General features: G+C 75.6%; 5 protein-coding genes and 1 tRNA gene. 3 read left to right on the top strand and 3 right to left on the bottom strand.

Translation table 11 applies throughout. The annotated features are described in order from the left end of the window. Positions 1–815 (top strand): class I SAM-dependent DNA methyltransferase (locus AC1DUQ_RS18915; protein ID WP_477074348.1); only part of this gene is annotated, 815 nt, incomplete at its 5' end. Further along, the gene (locus AC1DUQ_RS18920) at positions 812–1537 is read left to right on the top strand and encodes a glycosyltransferase family 2 protein (RefSeq protein ID WP_477059797.1); all 726 of its coding nucleotides are present in this window, start codon (positions 812–814) and stop codon (positions 1535–1537) included. The genes AC1DUQ_RS18915 and AC1DUQ_RS18920, both read left to right, overlap by 4 nt. Here the strand turns inward: AC1DUQ_RS18920 and AC1DUQ_RS18925 are convergent. Next, the gene (locus AC1DUQ_RS18925; protein ID WP_477059796.1) at positions 1486–3000 is read right to left on the bottom strand and encodes an RNB domain-containing ribonuclease; all 1515 of its coding nucleotides are present in this window, start codon (positions 2998–3000) and stop codon (positions 1486–1488) included. The two genes, AC1DUQ_RS18920 and AC1DUQ_RS18925, sit on opposite strands and share 52 nt — an antisense overlap. A gap of 49 nt (positions 3001–3049) precedes the next feature. Further along, positions 3050–3141 (bottom strand) — tRNA-Ser (locus AC1DUQ_RS18930). Between the two features lie 111 nt (positions 3142–3252). Here AC1DUQ_RS18930 and AC1DUQ_RS18935 point away from each other — a divergent pair. Continuing rightward, the gene (locus tag AC1DUQ_RS18935; protein WP_477059795.1) at positions 3253–3516 is read left to right on the top strand and encodes an HPr family phosphocarrier protein; all 264 of its coding nucleotides are present in this window, start codon (positions 3253–3255) and stop codon (positions 3514–3516) included. Here AC1DUQ_RS18935 and AC1DUQ_RS18940 read toward each other — a convergent pair. Then, positions 3513–3883, bottom strand: a 371-nt coding sequence (locus tag AC1DUQ_RS18940) for a putative PEP-binding protein (RefSeq protein ID WP_477074349.1), incomplete at its 5' end; no start/stop codon positions are given. The genes AC1DUQ_RS18935 and AC1DUQ_RS18940 overlap by 4 nt on opposite strands.

A 3883-nucleotide genomic window follows, 5' to 3' on the forward strand; every position in this document is an offset into this window, starting at 1 on the left:
GGCACTGGGCGACGCCCGACGACCCCCGCGTCCCGTGGGACCGGCTCCGGGTGGTCGACCTCTCGGACCGGTCGGTGGTGCGCAAGCACCGGGCCGTGGCGGCGCACGCGACTCAGGTCGCCGCGCTGTCGCCGGACCCGCGCGACGCCCCGACGCTGCACCCCGCGTTCCTGCGGACGTTCGACCGGGACGTCGAGGTCGTCGTCACGCAGGAGCCCACCCTGCCGTCGCTGACCGGCGAGTTCTTCGACGCCACCTACGACCGGCACGACGACCCGTGGGGCTACACCGACCGCTGGTACGAGAAGCGCAAGCGCGCGCTGACGCTCGCGGCCCTGCCGGACGCGCGGTACGGCCGGGTGCTGGAGGTGGGCTGCGGGATCGGCGTCCTCACCGCGCAGCTCGCCGAGCATGCCGACGACCTGCTGGCCATCGACGTGTCGGCCGCCGCGGTCGAGCGTGCCCGCGAGCGCGTGCCGGGCGCGCGGGTGGAGGTCGCGGACGTCGCGTCCCGTGTGCCGACCGGCCCGTTCGACCTCGTCGTCCTGTCCGAGGTGGGCTACTACCTGGACCGGCCCACCCTCGCGCGTGTGCTGCGCGAGCTCCGCGCGCAGCTGGCCCCCGGCGGGACCCTGCTCGCCTGCCACTGGCGGCACCCGGTCGAGGCGTACCCGCTCGGTGGCGACGACGTGCACCGCCTGCTGCGTCGCACCACCGACCTCACGCTCCTGGCCGAGCACCGGGAGGCCGACCTGCTCCTCGACGTCTACGCCGACGACCCGCGGTCGGTGGCCGAGCGGACGGGGCTGGCGTGAGGCCGCGCATCGAGCACGTGGTGGTCGTGGTGCCCGCCCGCGACGAGGAGCAGCTGGTGGGGCGGTGCCTCGGCTCGCTGCAGTCGGCGAGGCAGGCGGCCCGGGCGGTGCGGCCGGACCTCACGGTCGACCTGGTGCTCGTGCTCGACCGGTGCACCGACGGCACCCGGTCGGTCGCGCTCGGGCACCTCGACGTCCGGCTCGTGGACCTCGACGAGGGCCGCGCCGGAGCCGCCCGTGCGGCGGGGGTGCGCGACGCCCTGGCACGCTCCACCGCGGACCCCGCGCGGACCTGGGTGGCCGGCACCGACGCCGACTCCGTGGTGCCCGAGGGCTGGATCCTCGAGCACCTGCGGCTCGCGGACGCCGGCGCGGACGTGGTCGTCGGTACCGTGCGCCCGGATCCCACCGACCTCTCCCCCGCCCAGCTGGCCGCGTGGCGGACCACCCGCGTGCCCGGCCGACCGAACGGGCACGTGCACGGCGCGAACCTCGGCGTACGCGCGGACGCCTACGTGCGCGCGGGCGGCTTCCCCGACCGGCCCGAGCACGAGGACGTCGACCTGGTCGAGGCGCTCACGGCGGTGGGCGCGCGCATCGTCGCGACGGAGGACTGCGACGTGCTCACCTCGGGACGCCTGGTCGGCCGGACGCCGGGCGGCTACGCGGGCTACCTGCGGTCGAGGTTCGGCTCGGCGGAGGACGAGGCGGAGTCGGCCTGAGGCTCCGCCAGCTCGAACACGACCTTGCGCTCGTGCACGGAGGCCTGAGTCACGCGGACGCGCACGTCCTCCCCCAGGGGCAGGCCGACGCCCTCGATCCGGCCGCGGACCGCGGGGTCGCGGAGCTGGACCACGCCGAGGTCGCGGTCCTCCCGGACGTCGACGATCGCGCCCTCGAACACCTCACCGACCCGCCCGGTGAGCAGTGCCGCCTCGACCAGGTCCAGGCAGCCACGCTCGAACTCGGCGGCGTGCTTGTCCCCGCCGGCCATCAGCCCGGGGAGCTCGGGGAGCGCGTCGCGCACCCACGTGGGGACGGGCTCACCGGCGCACAGCGCGAGGCACGTCTCGCCCACGAACCGGTCGACGAGCCGGCGCAGCGGCGCGGTGGTGTGGGCGTAGGGCGCGGCGATCGCGGCGTGCATCGTGAACGGCGGCACCTCGCCGTCGAACGCCACATAGGCCGCTCCGCGGAGCAGCGAGGTCGCGTCGGTGAGCAGCGCCGCATGCGTCGGGTTCGCCGCGTCGAGCTCGCGGATGACGTCGCCGGGGGTCGCCCCCGCCGGCCACGGCACGCCCAGGGCGTGCGCGGACAGTCGCAGCCGGTCGACGTCGCGCGGGTCCGCCTCCGGAAGCGTGCGGACGATGCCGATCCGGCCGTCCAGCATGAGCTGCGCCGCGCACATGCCCGTGAGCAGGGAGATCTGGGCGTTCCACTCCTCGACCGGCAGCGTGGCACGGCTGCCGAGGGTCCAGATCCCGTCGGCGTCCTGCTCGACCACCTGCTCCGGCGTGGGGAGCGTGATGCCCCCGCGGGCGCGCTCGGCCGCCTCCCGGAGCGTGCCGACCTCGCGAAGGAGCCGGAGCGTCTCGTCGGCGGACCCGTCGTCGAGCGCCGCCTGCGCACCCACGTAGGTCAGCTGGGCGCGGCTGCGGACCGAGGCCCGCACGACGTTGACCTCGACCGGGGCACCCTCGGCGTCGAGGTCGATCGTCCACACGAGGGCCGGGGTCACCTGGTCCGGCAGCAGGCTCGCGACGCCCTCGGACAGCTCCGGCGGGTGCAGCGGGGTCCGGCCGTCCGGTGCGTAGAGGGTCTCGACCCGCTCGCGCACCTCGCCGTCGATCCGGCCGCCGGGACGGACCCATGCGCCCACGTCGGCGATCGCGTACCGGACGCGGAAGCCGTGCCCCTGGCGCTCGATGTGCAGCGCCTGGTCCAGGTCCTTCGAGCCCTCGGGGTCGATGGTGACGAACGCGATGTCCGTGGCGTCGGACCGCTCGCCGTCGGGTCCCCGTGCGATGACCGCGGCCGCCTCGGCGAGCACGTCCGGGGGGAACTCGGGCGGCACGTCGAGCTCCCGGCGCAGGTCGTCCAGGCCGCGCCGGACGAGGACGTCGACGGCCTCCCCCTGGGCCTCCTGCGGCGGGCGGGCATGCAGCTGGACGTGGCGTCGGGGCACGCGCCGAGCCTAGGTGGGCGACGAGCCGCACGCCTGTCGGTCGGTACCGCGGAGGGCGTGGGATTCGAACCCACGAGAACGGGGTTGTCCCGCTCCAACGGTTTTCAAGACCGTCTCTTTCGGCCGCTCAGACAGCCCTCCCGCGCGGGCACAGGCCCGCAGCGGCACGAGTCTCCCACAGCAAGTCGCGCGTACATGGTCTAGACCAGTAGAGTCGCCAGGTCATCGTCGACCCGTCTTTGGAGGCAGGCCATGCAGCGTTCCGTCGTCGTCGCTCTTCCCGGAGGGCTGCACGCCCGCCCCGCCGCGCAGTTCGTCGCGGCCGCCGCCAGCCAGCCCGCACGGGTCACGATCGCGCGGGCCGGCGGCGACCCTGTGGCGACCGCCTCGATCCTCGCGATCATGACGCTGGGCGTCGGGGTGGGCGACGAGGTGGTGCTGGCCACCGACGACGACGGTGCCGACGCGGTCGCCTCGATCGACGCGCTCGAGCAGTTCCTCCTGCAGACCGCCTAGAGACCCAGCTCCTCGAGCACGTCCAGCGACGCACGCACCGCCGACCGCGCCTCGTCGGCCGTGCGCTGCGCGAGGGCGAGGCCGGCCAGCTCGCGGCACCGCTCGAGCGTCACGGCCGCCAGCACCGCGCCCACGTCCGGCAGGGCCCGGGGCGTCATCGACAGCGACGCGACGCCGAGCCCGACGAGCACCGGTGCGAGCACCGGGTCCGCCGCCGCCTCGCCGCAGACGCCGACGGGCCTGGTGCGGGCCGCTGCGCCCGCGCWGGCCAGCTGGATCAGCGACAGCACGGCCGGCTGCCACGGGGTCGACAGCCGCGCCAGGCCGGCCAGCTCCCGGTCCGCCGCCATCGCGTACTGCGTGAGGT

Source organism: Cellulomonas sp. P4_B5_2, from assembly GCF_056402235.1.

What these genes read in the sequence shown, in the direction of transcription:
- AC1DUQ_RS18935 (WP_477059795.1), top strand. Translation starts at nt 3,253, where the DNA reads ATGCAGCGTTCCGTCGTCGTCGCTCTTCCCGGAGGGCTGCACGCCCGC.